The following is a 15,355-nucleotide window of genomic DNA, read 5'->3' as shown; positions in this document are numbered from 1 at the left end:
TCATTGCGCACCTTTTTTACGAGAGAAGACAAAACGGGACAAGATACTTAGGGCCAGTACAAAAATAGTGAGTAACAGCGCTCCGGCCCACGCCAGTGCCTGCCAGGTTTCAAACGGGCTCATGGCAAACTGGAAGATGGTGACGGGCACGCTTGCCATAGGCTTGAGCAGGTTCGAGTTCCAGAACTGGTTGCCAAATGCGGTGAACAGCAGTGGCGCGGTCTCGCCGGTAATACGGGCCATGGACAGCAATACGCCTGTCACTACACCGGCTTTGGCGGCACGCAGCAGAATCTGCAACGTAACCTTCCACTGCGGGATACCGAGCGCGAGTGCCGCTTCACGCAGCGAAGCAGGCTGGAGTTGCAGCATCTCATCGGTGGTGCGGGTAACGACAGGGATCACCAGCATGGCCAGGGCCAGTCCACCGGCAAAGCCGGAGAAACTGATCGAGCCATTAGTGTAGTGATTCATTGGAATCACGACTGCCGTATAAACGAACAGACCAATCACGATAGACGGAGCCGACAGCAGAATATCGTTCACGAAGCGAATGACTGTACCCAGCTTGGAGCTACGGGCAAATTCGGCCAGCCAGAGTCCGGCCAAAATACCGATCGGCGCACCAATCGCCAGAGCGAGCAGACTGATCAGCACGCTACCATACAGCGCGTTGGCCAGCCCCCCTTCAGCGCCAGGAGGCGGTGTCATTTCAGTAAACAGCGTCAGGCTCAGGGCACTGCCGCCTTTGATCAGCGTAGTAGCCAAAATCCATACCAGCCAACCCAGGCCGATAACCGCTGCGGCGCTGCTAAGCGCCATGGCAATGGCGTTCTTGATCTTACGTGTGCGATAGAGGCCTTCGTTCATGGACATCAGTTACCTGCCCGGCGCGACATACGCGCCAACATGAGACGTGCGAGCATCAGCACGATAAACGTGACGACAAACAACAGGAAGCCCAGAGCAATCAACGAGGAGCGGTGCAAATCAGTGTAGGCCTCGTTGAATTCGTTGGCGATAACCGAGGCAATGGAACTGCTGGGCATCATCAGCGACATAGACAGCTGGTGCGAGTTGCCCAGTACGAAAGTTACAGCCATGGTTTCCCCAAGCGCTCGTCCCAGGCCCAGGAAAATACCGCCTACTACCGCTGAGCGCGTATAAGGCAGAACGATATCCCAGCACACTTCCCACGTTGTCGAGCCTAAGGCATAGGCCGACTCTTTCAGCTGTTGTGGAACGGTACGGAAGACCTCGTACATCACCGAGGTGATGAAGGGCAGGATCATGATCGCCAGAATAATACCGGCGCTCAGCATGCCGATACCCAGGGCCGGACCCTGGAACAGGCCGCCGATAACAGGAATGGCACCCAGGTAATCATTGATCCAGGGTGCAAGGTATTCCGCCATGAACGGGCCGAATATGAACAGGCCCCACATGCCGTAAATGATTGAGGGAATACCCGCAAGCAGCTCAACCGCGGACGCAACCGGCGTACGCAGCCACGGCGGCGCAATCTCGCTGAGGAACAGCGCGATGCCAAAGCTGACCGGTACGGCCAGGATCAGCGCAATCAGGGATGTTACAAGGGTGCCGTAAATCGGTACGAGCGCGCCGAAGCGTCCGTTGACCACGTCCCATTCACTGCTGGTCAGAAAGGACCAGCCAAACGTGGAAAAGGCCAGGCGACCGCCCCAAAGCGTAGAAATCGCAGCGCCCAACATGACGGACAAGACAAGCAGCGCAGCGGTCAACAAAGTAATACGGAACCAGCGGTCATGGCGCGTATCGCGTTTAGCGCGGCGCTCCCGTTGTTCCCGATTGGCGGTCGTGTAGGGTATTGCGGGCATTTTAAAGGATCCTTAGCAATGCACCCCGCCTCGAAGATCGGGGCAGGGTGCACGGGGAGGGCAGAGGGGAATCAGCTTTTGAAATCAGATGCCCAGTACGCCTCGATCTTTTCAACCAGAGAGTCCGGTAGCGGGACATAGTCCAGCGCTGCGGCGTCTTTCTGGCCATTTTCCAGGGACCACTTGAAGAAGTCGAAGGCTACCTTGCTACGCTCGGCGTTCTTCGGTTCCTTGTACATGATCACCCATGTAGTGGCTGTGATTGGCCAAGCATCGGCACCTGGCGCATTGGTCATCAACAGGTTGAAGTCCTTGGAAGTACCCCAGTCTGCGGTATCAGCAGCGGCCTGGAAGCTCTTCGCGTTTGGCTCAACAAAGGTGCCGGCAGCATTCTTCAACTGGGCATGGGACATTTTGTTTTGCAGGGCATAGGCGTATTCGACGTAGCCGATGGAGTTCTTGATCTGCTTGATGTATGCAGAAACGCCCTCGTTACCCTTGCCACCTACACCGGTCGGCCAGTTGATGGTAGTGCCGAAGTTGACCTTCTCTTTCCACTCCGGGCTGACCTTGGCCAGGTAGTTAGTGAAGTTGTAGGAGGTGCCCGAACCGTCGGAGCGGTGTACGACAGTGATGTTGGCTGAAGGCAGCTTCAGGTCTGGGTTCAGCGCGGCGATAGCCGGGTCGTTCCAGGTTTTGATGGTGCCCATGAAAATCTTGGCCAGGGTTTCGCCGTCCAGCTTTAACTGACCGGGAGCGATACCTTCAACGTTGATCACCGGCACGATGCCGCCAATCACGCTGGGGAATTGTCCCAGACCTGCTTTTTGCAGATCTTCAGTGCTCAACGGAGCATCAGAAGCACCGAAGTCAACCGTACCGGCCTTGATCTGAGCAATACCGCCGCCCGAACCAATGGACTGGTAGTTGATACGGTTTTGGGTTTTCTGGCTGTAAGCCTGAGACCACTTCGACAGAACCGGGTAGACGAAGCTGGAACCGGCGCCTGTAACGTCTGTTGCATGAGCGACCGTGCTCAGGCAAAGAGCAGACAGAAGAGCGGCAAGACGAAAAGTGCGAGTGGTATACACGATGCCTCCTAGGCATGTCTGGCTGTAAGTGACGCAGAAGCTAGTTTGTGCACGTGAAATTAAAGCGACAAAAATGTTACAGAATTATGAACAAGCGGCACTGAGCCATCAGCAGATTGTATCCAGGCGTGTTTTTAGGCATTTAAATTGTCGTTACACCCCTGAAAACAATGGGCTTCAGGGGGTATGGGAGCATTACTCGAAATTTTTTACCTAATTGAAGAAACCGACCGTGGGATACCACTCCGGCCGGTTTTTAGGACAGCTGTTGTTCGGGTAGTCTGGATGACTTAACGCGGCGATTCAGCATTGCCTTCTTTTTGAGGATTCTTTTCTGCTTCTTCAAGGCGTGCCGCATGATCAGCTTCTGCTGCTGCGGCACGCTCGGCATCGGCGGCCTGCTGATTACCGGCAGCTTCATGCTCCTTGGCTTTTTGCGCGTGCTCGGCAGCCTCCTTGCGATGATCCTTAGGCTGGTCGTCGCAGCCGCCAAGCCCTACTAAAGCAAAAGCTGTAAACAGGATGGCTAACCATTGGTGCATGGTGTACTCCCCCTTTTCTTAGTTTAAGTCGCTTGGAAGATAGCCGCTTCAGGTTAGTTCCAGCCATAGAGACCCAAGCGGTTGCCAAACACAGTTGAGCCTGAAAATTGAGAACTGTGGCAATGGCTGGGGCAGGAGTGGCTGTGCAAATACAGGGCAGGCAACTAGGATCGCGTCGCTTCATCCACCCTACCTGGAGCGAGTCCGTAGCATGGGTGAAGCGACGCGATTCTTATAGTCAGTTGTAATCTTCAAGTCTACCGAGTGAACTGCCCTTTAGCCGTTATGACACGCCTCAGGTATTGGCCGTCAGGACCGCTTCCATCCATTGCACTACGGCCTCGCCATCAATACCCATACAGACTTCAACTAGGGGTGATTGGCTCCAGCGGTCTCCCACGAACTGACGGCCTTCTGGTGCGAAAACAGTCTGACCTTCGGCTAACCCCTCGGTTATCACATTCAGGTGGCCACGTACGGTCTGGAACCATTCCGGATGACGCAGGAACGCTACGGCGCAGCTGTCGTGGGGGGTGCAGCCGTCGATGCCCAAGGCCGACTTGTAGAACTTGGCATAAAAGGCATAACTGTGGGCCAACAATGGGCCCAGGGTGCGGTGCGCTTCGGTAATACGCTGCATGCGGACCGGATCAAGGCAGGTACGGTGTGTGACGTCCAAGCCTACCAGCGTGAGCGGCCAGCCGGCCGTCATGACGCGGGCAGCTGCGTGCGGGTCGGAAAATATGTTGGCTTCCGCCAGCGGCGTGACATTGCCGCCTTCGCGGATCGAGCCACCCATAATGATCACATGCTTTACGCGGTGAATGACGTCTGGATCTAGCTCAAGGGCCTTGGCCAGGTTACCCAGAGGCCCTACAGCGACCAGCGTAATCTCGCCGGGGCGCTTGCGGGTCTCCTCGACGATGAACTCCGCTGCGCTCTGGGAAACCGCCTGGCGCGTCGGGGCGGGCAGGTTCAGGTTGCCCAGACCATCATCACCATGCACATGTGCCGGGACAGGGTGGGGCGTCTTTTCAAGTGGAGTGCCCATACCCTGGGCCACGGGGATGTCTTGGCCCGCCAGCTCGACAAGCGACAATGCATTACGCGTGGCCGTCTCGATCGAGACGTTGCCGAAGGTGGTGGTCAGGCCGACGACTTCGATGCCCGGATCGGCCATGATGATGGCAATGGCCTGGGCGTCATCAATGCCCGGATCGGTGTCGAAAATGATAGGGGTTGTCATGCTGTCATGTCCTTCTTGCTAAATGGGGTGGTGGCGTGTGCGTCAAGACGCGCCAGGACCCGATAGGGGCACGGTAACTTTGCCGATGGAAACGAGTCCACTGTTTCCTGCCTTTTTCTGGCCATCACGGCCTTCTGCACAGAGGACGATAAGCATGATCAAGTCTCAAGGCTATGCCGCTCATTCCCCTCAGGACTCATTGGTGCCTTACAACTTTGAGCGCCGCGATGTAGGGCCGCATGATGTACAGATCGATATCCTGTACTGCGGCGTCTGCCACTCGGACCTGCACACGGCGCGCAACGAATGGAAAAACACACTATATCCCTCAGTGCCTGGGCACGAGATTGTGGGCCGCATCGTGGCGGTCGGTGACCATGTCACTGGATTTAAAGTAGGCGATATGGCCGGCGTTGGTTGTATGGTCGACAGCTGCCAGCAGTGCTCCTCCTGTAGCGAAGGGCTTGAGCAGTACTGTGAGAATGGCTTTGTTGGTACCTATAACGGCCCGGTCTTTGGTGGCGAGAACACCTATGGCGGATACTCCGACAATATTGTCGTTAGTGAAAAGTTTGTCTTAAAGATCACCCACACGGAAAACTTGGCTGCCGTTGCGCCGCTTCTCTGTGCAGGTATTACTACCTACTCACCGCTGAGCCACTGGAAGGTAGGTCCTGGCAAAAAGGTGGGTGTTGTCGGCCTGGGTGGCTTGGGTCATATGGCAGTCAAGATTGCTCATGCAATGGGTGCCCATGTGGTGCTGTTTACTACCTCGCCTGACAAGAAAGAAGATGCATTGCGACTGGGCGCGGATGATGTAGTCATCTCGAAAAATCAGGACGAGATGAATGCGCATCTGAACAGCTTTGATTTCATCCTCAATTGCGTGGCCGCCTCGCACAACCTGGATGCGTTCATTTCCCTGCTCAAGCGTGACGGTACCATGACGCTGGTGGGGGCGCCTGCCGAGCCGCATCCCTCTCCCGAGGTGTTCAACCTCATTTTCAAGCGCCGTCAGATTGCCGGTTCGTTGATCGGTGGAATTGCCGAGACCCAGGAGATGCTGGATTTCTGCGCCGAGCACAACATCGTCTCCGATATCGAAATGATCAAGATGCAGGACATCAACGAAGCCTACGAGCGCATGCTCAAGGGGGACGTGAAGTACCGTTTCGTGATCGACATGGCTTCGCTGAAAGAGACAGCCTCTGCCGCCGCTTAACTGCCAGAGACAAAAAGCCCGCCTTGTGCGGGCTTTTTTATGGGTGGGGTAGAAGAGCCAGGCGTTTGAGTTCAGCCACGACAAGCCTTACACGCGTCTCAACGGTCATATCGCCTTCCAGCCTAAGCACCCGGCAGGTACGCTGGCTCAGCCAAGCGGTATGGTTGGCAAGGCTCCTGCTCCCAACCGCGGGGCCGGCATCGTACTGAGCAGCCCACGCCAGAAAGTCGGGGTTGGCTGAGCCGAAACGAGCCTCCTCCCGTGCCTTGAGGCGGGGTATGCGGATTTCAGCGGGCAGGTAAAGAAACACAATCAGGTCGAACAGGTTTTCGAGGTAGTCCCCGTAGTTCATGATCGAGCCGGAATTAACCATCGTCTCATTGGCCTGCATGTCTTTAATCAACAGCGCATTACGCTCGGATTTCTCGCTCGATTTTATAAATTGATGTGTTGAGCTGATTTAAGTGAAAACTCCGATTTTTAGTGAAGCTATCGTACAGCTAGCAATCCAAAGAGAAAGTGCACATGGTTAATATGCTCTGGGCTGCAAAAGAAAGAGTTGCACCACTTTTGAAGCGTGTGTGGTCGTTAATGATTAATAAGTGCAAGAGAGCTTCTAACTTACAAACCCAAAAGTGTGGCCGTTAAGTATAGCGAACAGGCAATGTAGCCGTTTAAATCACCTTGCCTGCTTATCGCTACACCCCGTTCGCATACTTAAGGTGTGGCCGCTGGGGTACACCTTAATGAATACCTATAAAGAGGTGACTAATGACTGCTAACTAAACCTCATCAGTCAAGCAAGCAAAATAGGTAATGTTGCATGTCAGGGATAACAGCGCTTGGTGAGTATCAGGCCTGTGCGCTTGCCTACCTTGGTCTAACAGAGGAGTTAGCAGCTCTTGATCCACTGTCCGGAATTAGTAACTATTATAAAACAACCTCAAATTTTAATGACAATCTCATGGTTCTATAAGCGCTTTAAACAGCATGTGACGCTTCCAAAAGCATCAACCTATTTCTGCGTCAACGGTCGATTTAGCGACTGATAGAAAATTCCACTTTCCATTGGTTTTCGTCCAGTCAGAAGATTTTAAAGGATCTAGCTCATAGACTTGACCAGGAAACTCCCGGAAGCCAAGGTGCTCGTAAAAATCATGTCCTGATTTAACTGAAACTCTTACAACCCCTCCATACCCAAGCTCATCTGACATATTTAATGCTTTTTCGATCAGAGCTTTTCCGTTTCCTCTTGTATTAGGCATAGATACAATCTGATCAACCCATAGCGTAAGTTTTTTATCTTCTTCAGATGTACCTTCTTTGTTTTTCATATCAACGGAAGTCGTCATTAACCCAACAGTCATACCGTTAGAGGAAATTTTCACATTTTTTTCGGGTATTGTTATTAAGGTCGGAGACTTCTCCTCATCCTCACAAATCAATTTAAGCATTTCCAAATAGTCTTCTAACTCTTCAGGATTATTGAGTTTATCAACGACCCTATACATATTTTCAGCCTCAATGCGCAGCTGACTATCAGAAATAGAAGATATGTTTTTGATCTCACTTTTAGAGCTACGCGAACCAAATTGCGCACCATGAACAGCAGTTAGGTACGCTTGTGTCGAGGAATAGTGTGCAGTGTGTTGTCCCGGCCTGTCAGGGGGGAGATGTGTTGCAGGCTGCTGTATAGCCGTTGAGGCATGGACTGGTCGATAATTTACCGAGTCGGTTGCTGTGCCTCCAGTCATGTGATCTGTGGCATTTGAAGCAGGAGCAGGAGCAGGATTATTCCACCATGCCTGATTCCCCATAGACGGATTACGGTTGATACCTGACATTTTGAGGCCTCCAGTGGCTTTCCGGCAGGAATAATAGGGTTGAGATGGGTGGTTCTAGAGGTGTTCATTTCTGTCAGGGCTATTGTGACCGGATGGGGTAAACGACTTGTATCCCAGTAGGTGGTCAGCAAGGCCCATGGGTTCCGAAAGCGGATTCGAGATCAAATCTATTGATCTAGGCAATACTGTCTTGTGGCAGGTAGCGATAGGATCGGAATAAAGTTTTATCTCAATTGGTTTCTTGATGAGTTGAAGGCAAACCGGGCCTGTAATCGCTGGGGTATACCCTAATGACTACTAAGAAGTAGCTCTTACTAAGTATTAAACTGAGGCTAGGATTTCAGCGTTTTCTTGGTAGGGCAGGTAAAGTGTCACTATGGTAATGCGGTAACGTTTGTGATCAGGTGGAGACCTCTATGGCACTGCATGTCTGGTTCATCTTTTCTGTTGCCTATCTGATAACAACCCTATCTCCCGGGCCTAACGTCCTATTGGTCATTCGCAACACCCTGCGCTACGGTGCACGCGGGACATTAGCAACCCTGGCGGGCAATCTGGCGGCGCAGTTGTTCGTGATCGTTCTCGTGGCGCTTGGCGTTGGCGCTCTGGTGGCGGCCATGCCCATGGCATTCCTGGCGATGAAGCTGATCGGAGCGGCTTATCTGATTTATATTGGCCTTGTACAGCTGCTCAGGCGTCAGGGTGTGTCTTCTACGGCCATGCAGGCCAGCATGCCGCGAGTCTCGTCGCCCAAGGTATTTGGTGAAGCGCTGTTGGTGTCGATCAGCAATCCGAAAACGCTAATCTTTTTCTCTGCTTTCTTGCCGCAATTCATTGAGCCGGGCCGGTCATTATTTACCCAGTTCACGGTGATGTACCTGACTATCGCACTCATCGTCGTGACGGTGCACTGTATGTATTGCCTGAGTCTGTCCAGGCTCAGCAAACAGCTTTCTGCAAGCCGCTGGGTCGTGGCAATCAAGCGAGCCAGTGGAGCATTATTTATAGGCCTGGGCGTGAAACTGTTGATGGCCCGGCAGGTATAAGAGGAGGTTTCCACCATGACCGCCACGTTAAGCACCCCGACTCCTGGTGATTACGAGGCGCTGGTCGCCTGGGTGCCCACGGCTGACGCCTGCGCCCGCTGGGCAGGCCCTCAGCTCCCATATCCATTTACCGCCTCTGAACTGCCAGCGCTGCTGGAAGTGCCCGGCAAAAGCTTTTCACTGGTAGAGGGTCCCCGCCGGCCGCTCGCTTTCGGGCAATATCGAACGGTCTCGCCTGATACTGTCCACTTGTGCCGCCTCATTGTTTCGCCTGACTGGCGTGGGCATGGGTATGGCAGGGCATTGTGCGAGCAATTGATTGAGCAAGCTATTGCCGACACGGGGGCATCCATGGTGACGCTGCGGGTCTACCGGGATAATGCGGTGGCCCAGTCGCTCTATCACAAGCTCGGGTTCAAGCCTGTAGAGTTGCGCTCGGACGTGAATGTCATTGGAATGCGATTGATTCTGGCCGAGCGTACAGGGTAATGGTCAATTCACGGCTGCCTGCTTTTGAAAGCACTCCATCAGTCGTGGCTCATCAAAATGCTTGGCCAGTGCGAACGCATGATCGCGACTATTCCGGGCCTTCTGCTCTTCACCCAGATGTCGGTAGGCACGGCTCAGTTCCAATAGCAGGAATGCCTGATCAACCTCTTCTGGTCCATAGGCATCGATTGTTGCCAGTGCCGAGTGCGCCGCATTGACGGCTGCGCTCCAGTCACCGATAGCGTTGAAGACGAGCGCGCGCAGGTAATCGGCCCGTTGGTGTTGCAGCCACCCGCCGGCATGCTGCCAGAACATCTTGCTGCGTTGGGCCGCCTCGACCAGTGTCTGGCATTGCTCTGTATCGGTTGTGTCCAGACCTTCATGGCTCAAGAGGGAAAAAACGATGTTGTTGAGCGAGGCGCCCAACAGATCGTCCAGGGGGCCGCTCATGTTCCAGTGGCTCATCTCATGCAGATAAGGCGCCAGGGTATGAGCCGTGACGGCGGGCGACGTGCTGGGCGCAACGTGCTGGAGCACACCTAGTCGGATAACCATGATGACGTGTTCGGATGATGCCTGTGTTACCAGACAGAGCTGTGATTCCCATTGATGGACCTCTTCAGGGAAGCCTGCCAGCAAGGCGGCAACGGCCCGGTTGCGCAGCACGATGCGTTGTGCGGACTGGCCGATGGCCTGTTGCTGTATATGGTAGGCGTCTTGCCAGAGACCCAGTGTTTCGCCAATGACATGATTGACCAGCCAGGTGTAACGAGGCTGATCGGCTTCATTCACGACCTGCTCTGCCATCAGTCGAAGCTGCTGTGCTGTGAAAGCAGGGTCAGCATCATGGGTTTGCATCAACTCATCAAGTAAAACGGTACTGGTCATTGTGATTTCCTCGCGATGGAAATGACGTCGTCCTAACCGCCATGGTTGTGCTTTAAATCTGTACGCCTATCCCTCATGGCAAAGAGGAGAGGCCAAAGGGCCTCTCAGCCAGCGCTTCAGGCTGTTTCCAGGGCTCGTCCAGAACAGGATGCGCCAGGAGCGCCTCGACTGTCTGATACCGGACCTTGCTGTTCCAGGCGACAAGATCCAAGGGTTCTCACTGGGATAGTACAGGAATGTATTGGAGAGCCGACCCTACCATAACCAGGCGCTGTCCATCGAGCGAGTGCGCAAAGCCATTCAGGCGAGGCAGCGCAAGGTACGAATCCAGATCGGAAAAAGATGTATCAGGGCGCAAGTTCATGGGTCGTCCTGTCCGTAGCGGTGGAAGACGCAGCAGAGGTCGTGCGCAGTTTGAAACGCATGACCAGCGCATAGAGGAGGGGGACGAAAAACAGGGTTAGCAGCGTGGCCGAGAGCATGCCGCCAAAGACGCTGGTGCCAATGGCGTGCTGGCTGGCCGACCCCGGACCTTGGGAAAACATGAGGGGCAATACGCCGAACATGAAGGCCAGTGACGTCATGACGATAGGGCGCAGGCGCATCCGGGCGGCGTCCAGAATGGCTTGGCGCAGGGGCGTGCCTTCATGCTGGAGTTCGCGAGCCACTTCAATGATGAGAATGGCATTCTTGGCAGTGAGACCCATGATGGTGATAAGACCAACCTTGAAATAGAGGTCGTCCGGCAGGCCGCGTAGGGTGGTAGCTATAACCGCACCGATGATGCCCAGCGGAATCGCCAGGATGACCGCAAAAGGTACTGACCAACTCTCGTATAGCGCTGCCAGGCACAGGAAGATCACCAGAATGGACAGGCTGAACAGCAGGGGCGTCTGATCCCCGGACAACCGTTCCTGATAGGACTGGCCGGCCCATTCGTAGCCAGTCCCGGTGGGTAGCTCGCCGACCAAACGCGCCATGGTGTCCATCGCCTGGGTGGTGCTGTAGCCCGGTGCAGGGGTGGCGTTGATGGAGAGCGAGGGGAAGCCGTTGAAGTGCTCGATAGCCATCGTGCCCACCGTCCATTTGAGCGTCACGAAGGTGCTTAGCGGCACCATCTCGCCGTCGGCGTTGCGAACCCGGGCCTGGAGCAGGCTGTCAGGTTGTTGCCGGTCCTTGCCCTCGGCCTGGATGACGACTCGGCGGACCTGATTGTCATGGATGAAATCTCCCACATAGAGCGAGCCGTAAAGGGTCGCCATGGTCGAATTGATCTCATCCACCGAGACGCCCATGCTTTGGGCTTTCAAGCGGTCGATGGAGACCTTGAGCTGCGGCGTGTCGTCCTGCCCCGAGTAGGTGGCGGTGGCGAATACAGGGTTCTGCCGTGCCAGTGCCAGGAGCTTGTCTTTTGCCGCGATCAGCGCTTCATGTCCTAGCCCTGCGCGATCCTGCAGGCGCATGTCGATACCCGCCGTGCGCCCCATGGAGGGCAGGGGCGGAGTGTTCAGCGCCTGGATGGTGACATTGGGAATAGACAAGGAGCCATCGGCGAAATGCTGATTCAGCCGCGCGATAATGGCATCCACATGTTGATCAGGGGCCTTGCGCTCGGACCAGTCTTTAAGGCTTGGCCAGATCATGGCGGCATTCTCGCCACCACCGAAATAACTAAAACCCTGCAAGGTGAATAGCTGGCCGACCGAAGGGTCACTGCGCAGATACGCCTGTACTTCCTCTACCACCTGATGCGTCATTTCCTGGGTCGAGCCGGTGGGAAGCAGCACGACGGTGGCAAAACTGCCCTTGTCTTCGTTTGGCACAAAGGAGCCGGGCAGGCGGCTGAACAAGAGCGCCAGCACGGCCAGCAGAACGAGATACAGCAGCACGAAGCGCACCGGGCGATTCAGGACACCGCCCAAGCTGCGTTGATAGCCTGCCGATAGGGAAGCCGCCCAGCGTCCTGCCTTGCCTAGGCGGACAGCGTGTGGTGTTGCCGGCTTGAGCAGCGTGGCGCACAGAGCAGGCGTCAGCGTGAGCGCCAGGAATGCCGAAAACGCCATCGGCACGGCCAGCGCCACGGAGAACTGCCGGTAGATCGAGCCTGTAGCCCCTTCGAAAAAGGCCATGGGAATGAACACAGCCGTGAGCACCAGCGTAATCGCCACAATGGCCCCGCTGATCTGCTGCATGGCTTTGAGCGTCGCCTCACGGGGCGCCAGCCCTTCCTCGCGCATGATGCGTTCAACGTTTTCCACCACCACAATGGCGTCATCCACCAGAATCCCGATAGCCAGGACCATGCCGAACAGGGTCAGCACGTTGATGGAAAAACCCAGTGCCAACATGGCGCCGCAGGTACCGGCCAGTGCAATCGGCACCACAATGGAAGGGATGAGGGTAGCGCGCAGGTTTTGCAGAAACACCAGCATGACCAGAAAAACCAGCACCATCGCCTCGATCAGCGTATAGGCCACCTTCACGATGGACATGTGCACGTAGGTCGTCGTATCGAACGCCGTCTGGTAGTGCATGCCCGGTGGGAACTGCTGGGACAGTTCTGCCAGTGTGGCCTTAACCGCCTGCGCCGTACTAAGGGCGTTGGCGCCGGGAGCAAGCTTGATGGAAATAGCGCCGCAAGGCCTGCCGTTCACGTAGGAGGGGTAGGTGTAATAGTTGCTGCCCAGCTCGACACGAGCCACATCCTGAATGCGCAGGGCCGACCCGTCCGGGTTGACCCGCAGCGGAACCGCGCCAAAGGACTGCGGTGTATCGAGGGTTTCCTCAACCGTCAGCGGGGCCGTCAGTGTGGTATTGGCGGGCACCGGAGGCGTGCCAATGGAGCCGAGGGTAATGCGCTCGTTGTAGCGGTTGATGGCGCTGACCATATCTGAAGTGGTCACGCCCATGGCGGTAAGCTTGTGGACGTCCGGCCAGATCCGCATGGCGTATTCGGGGCTGTAGACCTCCACCTTGCCCACGCCGGGCACGCGTAGCAGGGCAGGGCGTACCACGGTGGTGGCGTAGTCGCCCATCTGGATATGCGTGATGTTCGGGTTGTCTGCCAGGAGCGTGACGAACAGCAAGTCGTTGTCGCCGCTTTTATCGACCTCAATGCCCTGGCGCCGTACGCTTTCCGGCAAGCGTTCCTCGACGCGCTTGATGCGGTTCTGTACCTCGATGGAGGCGATCTGCGGATTGGTGCCCGGCTCAAAGGACAGGCCGATCTCCACCTCGCCCGTAGCGGTACTGTCGGAGGCGAAGTACAGCAGTCCCTCGATACCGCTCAGCTCGCGCTCGATAACGGAGGTAACGGTACGCTCGATAACCTCGGCTGAAGCCCCGGGGTAATAGGCCTGTATGCCTACCCGCGGAGGCGAGACGTTAGGATATTGCTCCACCGCCAGGCGTAGCGCCGTCAGGCCACCACCCAGAAAGATCATGATGGCGACGACCCAGGCGAATACCGGGCGCGCAATGAAAAACGAGGACATGGTCTGCGCTTACTCTTTTGAGGCGACGGGCTGGGTCGTCAGGGTGGCTTGCTTGGGTTCTACGGCTTGGCCGTCCTTCAGGGCGCTGCCACTGAGGATGACCCGTTCGCCGGCGTTCAAGCCGTCCGTAACGCGCCACTGGTTGCCTTCGAGCGTATCGGCGGAAATCGGGCGGCTGTGGACGTGGTTGGTCTCGTCGACAACCATGGCATACGCGCCTTCGCGCGTTCGCGTCAGGGCCTGTTGGGGAATAAGAACAGCCTGTTTCTCGCTGGGTTGCTGCAATTCGACCTGCACGTACATGCCCGGTAGTAGCAGATGGTCCGGGTTGTCGAAGATGGCGCGCATGGCTACGGTATCGGTCTTTTCATCCACGGCCCAATCGGAGAAAAGCAGGGTGCCGTTCAAAGGGTAGGTCGAGCCATTGCTCAGGCGTAGACGCAGGATGAGCTTGCTGTCGTTTTTGCCATTCTGAAGGCTCTGCCGGAGCGCCAGGGAATCAGCCATGGGCTGGGCAAAGTTCACATAGATCGGGTCGATCTGTTCGACTGTAGTGAGCTTGGTGCCTTCATCCTGACCGACCAATGCACCCTCGGTGACCTCGGCCCGGCGTGCGCGGCCGGCAATCGGCGAGGTCACGTTGGCATAGGCGAGCTTGAGGCGGGCACTTTGTACCTTGGCTTCGGCTGCCTTCTCGGTTGCCCGTGCCTGCTTCTCGGTAAAGAAGTCCTTGCGGTACTGCTGGGCACTGATGGACTCATCGGCCATCAGTTGTTTGGAGCGTTTGGCAATGTCCTCGGCCGCATCGGCGGCTGCACGTGCCTGGGCCAGTTCGGCTTCAGCCGCCGCCAACTCGGCCTTGAGTGGAGCCGGATCAATACGGAACAGCAACGTACCGGCCTTGACCTCCTGGCCTTCCCGATAGGTGCGGGCTTCCACAATACCCTCCACGCGGGCACGGACTTCCGCCGTACGATAGGCCTCCATCCGCCCGGTCAGCCGCGTGGTTAGCGGCTCCGTCGAGGGCGTGACCGTTGCGATGTCCACCTTCGGTACGGCTGGCGTTTGCGTTTCGGCAGTCTTTCCGGTGGGCTCACAGCCTTGGAGCAACACAGCCAGTGCCAGCAGCGCGCCCTTTACCACATCCTTCATGCGCTCACCCGGGCCATACAATAGACATCCACATAGGCGCCGTCACGAAAGGCATAGGCAACATGCGTACCCTCGTGGACAAAGCCGAATTTTTCATACAGGGCGATAGCCGGCGCGTTGTCCGTATACACCGTCAGCTCAATACGTTTGAGGTTCATCCAGTTATCGGCGGCGTCAATCAGTGCCGCCATGAGCTGGGTTCCCACGCCTTTGCCGGCGTGTTCATCCCCGACTGCGATGACCAGCTCCGCCACATGAATCCGGCGGCCTTTCATGCGGTTGAGCGTTGCAAAGCCCAGCACGGTTCCTTGTTGTTCAGCGAGCACCCGGACATCTTCAGCCGGGTGCTGCCTGATCCAGTCGCCCATGCTCTGGGTGGGTCGGTAGGGCAGGCGCAGAGTACCCCAACGTACGCGCGGCTGGTTCAGAATCGATGCCAACGCCTCGGCATCGCGCTCATGGATGGCGCGCAGGGTAATGCTCAT

General features: G+C 56.1%; 16 protein-coding genes. 3 read left to right on the top strand and 13 right to left on the bottom strand.

Translation table 11 applies throughout. The features are described 5' to 3' along the window. The 5 genes from pstA to IEX86_RS13160 all read right to left on the bottom strand — a co-directional run bounded on the left by pstA (position 1) and on the right by IEX86_RS13160 (position 4,735). A complete protein-coding gene (gene pstA / locus IEX86_RS13180; RefSeq protein WP_188866585.1) occupies positions 1–876 on the bottom strand; it encodes a phosphate ABC transporter permease PstA in 876 nt (291 codons plus the stop codon). Then, on the bottom strand, positions 876–1,856 hold the full coding sequence (gene pstC / locus IEX86_RS13175) for a phosphate ABC transporter permease subunit PstC (protein WP_188866584.1): 981 nt from the start codon (positions 1,854–1,856) through the stop codon (positions 876–878). Before pstC ends, pstA begins: the two co-directional genes overlap by 1 nt. Positions 1,857–1,927: 71 nt before the next feature. After that, a complete protein-coding gene (pstS, locus tag IEX86_RS13170) occupies positions 1,928–2,947 on the bottom strand; it encodes a phosphate ABC transporter substrate-binding protein PstS (protein WP_373290435.1) in 1,020 nt (339 codons plus the stop codon). A 290-nt stretch (positions 2,948–3,237) separates the two neighbouring features. After that, positions 3,238–3,489 (bottom strand): hypothetical protein, encoded by a 252-nt coding sequence (locus IEX86_RS13165; RefSeq protein WP_188866583.1) that lies wholly within the window; start codon positions 3,487–3,489, stop codon positions 3,238–3,240. A gap of 295 nt (positions 3,490–3,784) precedes the next feature. After that, positions 3,785–4,735, bottom strand: a complete 951-nt coding sequence (locus IEX86_RS13160; protein ID WP_188866582.1) for a nucleoside hydrolase — start codon at positions 4,733–4,735, stop codon at positions 3,785–3,787. Positions 4,736–4,889: 154 nt separating this feature from the next. Between IEX86_RS13160 and IEX86_RS13155 the strand changes: the two genes are divergently transcribed. Continuing rightward, positions 4,890–5,957, top strand: a complete 1,068-nt coding sequence (locus tag IEX86_RS13155) for an NAD(P)-dependent alcohol dehydrogenase (RefSeq protein ID WP_188866581.1) — start codon at positions 4,890–4,892, stop codon at positions 5,955–5,957. A 37-nt stretch (positions 5,958–5,994) separates the two neighbouring features. Here the strand turns inward: IEX86_RS13155 and IEX86_RS13150 are convergent, their stop codons facing one another. Further along, positions 5,995–6,348, bottom strand: a complete 354-nt coding sequence (locus tag IEX86_RS13150; protein ID WP_188866580.1) for a P-loop NTPase family protein — start codon at positions 6,346–6,348, stop codon at positions 5,995–5,997. Positions 6,349–6,967: 619 nt separating this feature from the next. Then, on the bottom strand, positions 6,968–7,801 hold the full coding sequence (locus IEX86_RS13145) for a GNAT family N-acetyltransferase (RefSeq protein ID WP_188866579.1): 834 nt from the start codon (positions 7,799–7,801) through the stop codon (positions 6,968–6,970). Positions 7,802–8,217: 416 nt separating this feature from the next. On the opposite strand from IEX86_RS13145, the gene IEX86_RS13140 reads away from it, so the two are divergent. Continuing rightward, positions 8,218–8,847 carry a LysE family translocator gene (locus IEX86_RS13140; RefSeq protein ID WP_188866578.1) on the top strand — a complete coding sequence of 210 codons (630 nt, stop codon included), beginning with the start codon at positions 8,218–8,220 and terminating at the stop codon, positions 8,845–8,847. Between the two features lie 15 nt (positions 8,848–8,862). Further along, the gene (locus IEX86_RS13135) at positions 8,863–9,336 is read left to right on the top strand and encodes a GNAT family N-acetyltransferase (RefSeq protein WP_188866577.1); all 474 of its coding nucleotides are present in this window, start codon (positions 8,863–8,865) and stop codon (positions 9,334–9,336) included. 3 nt (positions 9,337–9,339) lie between these two features. On the opposite strand, the gene IEX86_RS13130 is transcribed toward IEX86_RS13135, so the two are convergent. The 6 genes from IEX86_RS13130 to IEX86_RS13105 all read right to left on the bottom strand — a co-directional run bounded on the left by IEX86_RS13130 (position 9,340) and on the right by IEX86_RS13105 (position 15,355). Further along, positions 9,340–10,224 carry a hypothetical protein gene (locus tag IEX86_RS13130; protein ID WP_188866576.1) on the bottom strand — a complete coding sequence of 295 codons (885 nt, stop codon included), beginning with the start codon at positions 10,222–10,224 and terminating at the stop codon, positions 9,340–9,342. A gap of 73 nt (positions 10,225–10,297) precedes the next feature. Further along, positions 10,298–10,435 (bottom strand): hypothetical protein, encoded by a 138-nt coding sequence (locus IEX86_RS13125; RefSeq protein ID WP_188866575.1) that lies wholly within the window; start codon positions 10,433–10,435, stop codon positions 10,298–10,300. Between the two features lie 6 nt (positions 10,436–10,441). Then, a complete protein-coding gene (locus IEX86_RS13120) occupies positions 10,442–10,588 on the bottom strand; it encodes a hypothetical protein (RefSeq protein ID WP_188866574.1) in 147 nt (48 codons plus the stop codon). Next, positions 10,572–13,718 carry a multidrug efflux RND transporter permease subunit gene (locus IEX86_RS13115; protein WP_188866573.1) on the bottom strand — a complete coding sequence of 1,049 codons (3,147 nt, stop codon included), beginning with the start codon at positions 13,716–13,718 and terminating at the stop codon, positions 10,572–10,574. The genes IEX86_RS13120 and IEX86_RS13115 overlap by 17 nt, the downstream gene beginning before the upstream one ends. Before the next feature lie 9 nt (positions 13,719–13,727). Next, positions 13,728–14,870 carry an efflux RND transporter periplasmic adaptor subunit gene (locus tag IEX86_RS13110; RefSeq protein ID WP_188866572.1) on the bottom strand — a complete coding sequence of 381 codons (1,143 nt, stop codon included), beginning with the start codon at positions 14,868–14,870 and terminating at the stop codon, positions 13,728–13,730. Beyond that, on the bottom strand, positions 14,867–15,355 hold the full coding sequence (locus IEX86_RS13105; protein WP_188866571.1) for a GNAT family N-acetyltransferase: 489 nt from the start codon (positions 15,353–15,355) through the stop codon (positions 14,867–14,869). Before IEX86_RS13105 ends, IEX86_RS13110 begins: the two co-directional genes overlap by 4 nt.

The sequence above is a fragment of the Pseudomonas asuensis genome (assembly GCF_014646755.1).
Taxonomy (GTDB): Bacteria; Pseudomonadota; Gammaproteobacteria; order Pseudomonadales; family Pseudomonadaceae; genus Chryseomonas; species Chryseomonas asuensis.
This window is presented reverse-complemented; position numbering and strand designations above follow the sequence as displayed.

What these genes read in the sequence shown, in the direction of transcription:
- IEX86_RS13155 (WP_188866581.1), top strand. Translation starts at nt 4,890, where the DNA reads ATGATCAAGTCTCAAGGCTATGCCGCTCATTCCCCTCAGGACTCATTG.
- IEX86_RS13140 (WP_188866578.1), top strand. Translation starts at nt 8,218, where the DNA reads ATGGCACTGCATGTCTGGTTCATCTTTTCTGTTGCCTATCTGATAACA.
- pstC (WP_188866584.1), bottom strand. Translation starts at nt 1,856, where the DNA reads ATGCCCGCAATACCCTACACGACCGCCAATCGGGAACAACGGGAGCGC.
- IEX86_RS13120 (WP_188866574.1), bottom strand. Translation starts at nt 10,588, where the DNA reads ATGAACTTGCGCCCTGATACATCTTTTTCCGATCTGGATTCGTACCTT.
- IEX86_RS13105 (WP_188866571.1), bottom strand. Translation starts at nt 15,355, where the DNA reads ATGAGCATTACCCTGCGCGCCATCCATGAGCGCGATGCCGAGGCGTTG.
- IEX86_RS13130 (WP_188866576.1), bottom strand. Translation starts at nt 10,224, where the DNA reads ATGACCAGTACCGTTTTACTTGATGAGTTGATGCAAACCCATGATGCT.
- IEX86_RS13145 (WP_188866579.1), bottom strand. Translation starts at nt 7,801, where the DNA reads ATGTCAGGTATCAACCGTAATCCGTCTATGGGGAATCAGGCATGGTGG.
- IEX86_RS13135 (WP_188866577.1), top strand. Translation starts at nt 8,863, where the DNA reads ATGACCGCCACGTTAAGCACCCCGACTCCTGGTGATTACGAGGCGCTG.
- IEX86_RS13160 (WP_188866582.1), bottom strand. Translation starts at nt 4,735, where the DNA reads ATGACAACCCCTATCATTTTCGACACCGATCCGGGCATTGATGACGCC.
- IEX86_RS13110 (WP_188866572.1), bottom strand. Translation starts at nt 14,870, where the DNA reads ATGAAGGATGTGGTAAAGGGCGCGCTGCTGGCACTGGCTGTGTTGCTC.
- IEX86_RS13115 (WP_188866573.1), bottom strand. Translation starts at nt 13,718, where the DNA reads ATGTCCTCGTTTTTCATTGCGCGCCCGGTATTCGCCTGGGTCGTCGCC.
- IEX86_RS13150 (WP_188866580.1), bottom strand. Translation starts at nt 6,348, where the DNA reads ATGCAGGCCAATGAGACGATGGTTAATTCCGGCTCGATCATGAACTAC.
- IEX86_RS13165 (WP_188866583.1), bottom strand. Translation starts at nt 3,489, where the DNA reads ATGCACCAATGGTTAGCCATCCTGTTTACAGCTTTTGCTTTAGTAGGG.
- pstA (WP_188866585.1), bottom strand. Translation starts at nt 876, where the DNA reads ATGTCCATGAACGAAGGCCTCTATCGCACACGTAAGATCAAGAACGCC.